This is a genomic window from Mesorhizobium sp. M7A.F.Ca.MR.362.00.0.0, from assembly GCF_004023175.1.
In the GTDB taxonomy this organism is placed as follows: domain Bacteria; phylum Pseudomonadota; class Alphaproteobacteria; order Rhizobiales; family Rhizobiaceae; genus Mesorhizobium.
In genome coordinates this window covers 12720-14927 of sequence record NZ_RZTF01000135.1, presented here as the reverse complement: position 1 = coordinate 14927, position 2208 = coordinate 12720, and the positions used below count along the sequence as shown (strand labels likewise).

The 2208-nt window shown below is 62.5% G+C and carries 3 protein-coding genes and 1 pseudogene; 2 read left to right on the top strand and 2 right to left on the bottom strand.

Translation table 11 applies throughout. The annotated features are described in order from the left end of the window. Positions 1 to 274: 274 nt before the first annotated feature. Complete coding sequence (locus tag EOC06_RS40200) at positions 275 to 466, bottom strand: hypothetical protein (RefSeq protein ID WP_164898635.1); 192 nt, start codon at positions 464 to 466, stop codon at positions 275 to 277. A 199-nt stretch (positions 467 to 665) separates the two neighbouring features. Next, positions 666 to 1280, bottom strand: coding sequence for a hypothetical protein (locus tag EOC06_RS17855; protein ID WP_128308392.1), 615 nt, complete (start codon positions 1278 to 1280; stop codon positions 666 to 668). 283 nt (positions 1281 to 1563) lie between these two features. Between EOC06_RS17855 and EOC06_RS17850 the strand changes: the two genes are divergently transcribed. Together EOC06_RS17850 and EOC06_RS42775 are read left to right on the top strand one after the other, a co-directional pair. Next, complete coding sequence (locus EOC06_RS17850) at positions 1564 to 1848, top strand: helix-turn-helix domain-containing protein (RefSeq protein WP_127320647.1); 285 nt, start codon at positions 1564 to 1566, stop codon at positions 1846 to 1848. 185 nt (positions 1849 to 2033) lie between these two features. Next, a pseudogene (locus EOC06_RS42775) lies at positions 2034 to 2208 on the top strand (YbaK/EbsC family protein); the annotation flags it as partial.

Here is a 2208-nt window from a genome sequence, read left to right as displayed (position 1 = left end):
CTGGCGAGGAGCGCGTCGGCATAGAGGCGCCCGGCACCTCTGTGCGGCCGGCGCAGGAATGCGGATTGGTCGAGCCGCCAGAGCCGCTCGATTTCGCCGGCGAACGCCGGATTGGTGGTCGTGCCATAGCTAGCGCCGGGATAGAAGACGATCTCACCGGCGTATGGCGCTGGATTTGCGTGAATTATCGTCCGCGATCAAGCCTCGCAGGGCCGAGAAGACCGGCCTTGGATAGGAAGCCAAGGCCGGTCTTCTCGGTAGCAGTCTGCGGTGCTTAGGCCTTGTTTCCGATCACATGGTGGTGGTGGCGGTGATGATGGTGGTGGCGGACATGGTGGCGATGATGATGGTGGTGGCGATGATGCTTGGCCATCGGGGCCGCATTCGCGCTCGTCGCGCCGATGACGGGCACCGTGAAAGCCATTGCAACTGCAAGCCCGAGGGCCGAGAGGAGGGACTTCTTCATGGATCGTTTCCTTTTGTTTCGCGGGCGCATATGGATCGGGGCGATAGCCCGGCCGCCGCGAGTGGAATTACGCGCCTGAATTTTTTCGTCAGTATTTCCCGATTGTAGAATTTTGTTTCTGGACTGTTTCTGCCCAATCCAGCCTCCCGCCACCATGCATGGCAAGATCGAGAGAGGCGGCCATTGGCCGCCTGTTCGACTACATCGGCGGCACGACGCCGTTGTTTCCGACCACGACGCGGCTGGCGCTCAGCGCGCCGTCACTGCCCCGCTCAGCGGTGACGAAGACCGTCGCACCCGGCTTGAGGTCGGTCGGGGTCGCCGGCGCGAAGGTCACGACGGGCGTGGTTTCGGGGATCGAGATCTTCTTGGTCTGGCCGTTGTCATAGGTCAGCGTGACGGATCGCCCGCTTATATCGGTAACGTCGGCAACGGTGCCGTTGGTCATCCGGCTGTTCGGCTGCAGGTCCCAGGGGCGGTCACCCTCGCCGGTGCCTTTCAGCGCGGCCGGAAAGACCACCACCTCCAGGGCGCCGCTGCCGCCATCGGCTTTCGAAACCGAGGCAATGCCGAGGAAATCGCCCGGCTTGATGTCCTTTGCCGAGGCGTTGGCGCCGCCCGAGATCTTCCAGCCGGCCTTGAGCTTGATCGCGTCGGTATCGCCCTGGCGGGTTTTCACGGTGAGCAGCGTGGGCTCGAAACTGACCACCGTGCCGCGCACACGCAGCGCGTCTGCTGCTTGGGCGGCGCCTGCGCTGGCGACGGAAAGGCTGGAAATCGTGCCGAGCACGACCATGACTGTCTTCAAGTTCATTGCAAAAATCCTTCCGGGAACGAACTGGCTGGAACCGGATGGTTTCACGCCAGCGACCCGGAGATAACGAATGGGCGCGGCGAAACTGCCGGCAAAAGGCCAATCAGTCCTTCAAAACAACTTGATCGCGACGTGTGCGCGAGAGGGCCGCGCCAGGCACCCGGTTCACGATCCCGTGACGGCCTTTTTGGCTCTTGGCAAATCGCCGGCGAGAGGGCATCTTCCCGACCGTCTCAGGCAACACTCCTCATTTGATCAAACTCTTTCAGTCATGGAGTTGCCAATGCCCCATAATGCGAAAAGCGAACCCCACTCCGAACCGGCAACCAACGGGAGCGGGCCAGATTACAACACCCTCAGAGCGATGCGGGAGACCCGCGGTTACAGCGTGGAAGAGCTCTCCCTGACATGCGGCCTGGCGGTGGACGAAATTGAGGATATCGAAAGCGGCAGAGTGACCGACCCGTCGAAGCTGCGTCGTATTGTGTCCGCGCTTCACCTTCCCCAGGAGGCTCTGATCACCCCGGCTGCGCCGACGCCGGCGGCGCAAGGTCGATCGCTGGCGTAGATCCGCACCAGGCATTCCAGAGAACCCGCCAAGGCCCCTTGGCGGGTTTCTTTGTACCTGCCGCAGCGCTTTGCTTCAGCTTGGTACTTGCCGATCTGTTTATCGCACGCGCTTATGCGCGCTGCGGCCCTGGCTGCTGGACCCTAATCCGCCGTCCATAACGTTTTGAACCATGGATTTTCGACATGAGCCTGGAATCCGTTCGTGCCTTCTTCGCCGCCCACGCGCCCGACATTCACGTCATCGTCACGGAGGAGAGCTCGGCGACGGTGATGTTGGCGGCCGAGGCGCATGGCGTGCTGCCGGCACAGATCGCCAAGACGATCTGCCTGCGCGTCGGCGACCGCACCATGCTGGTGG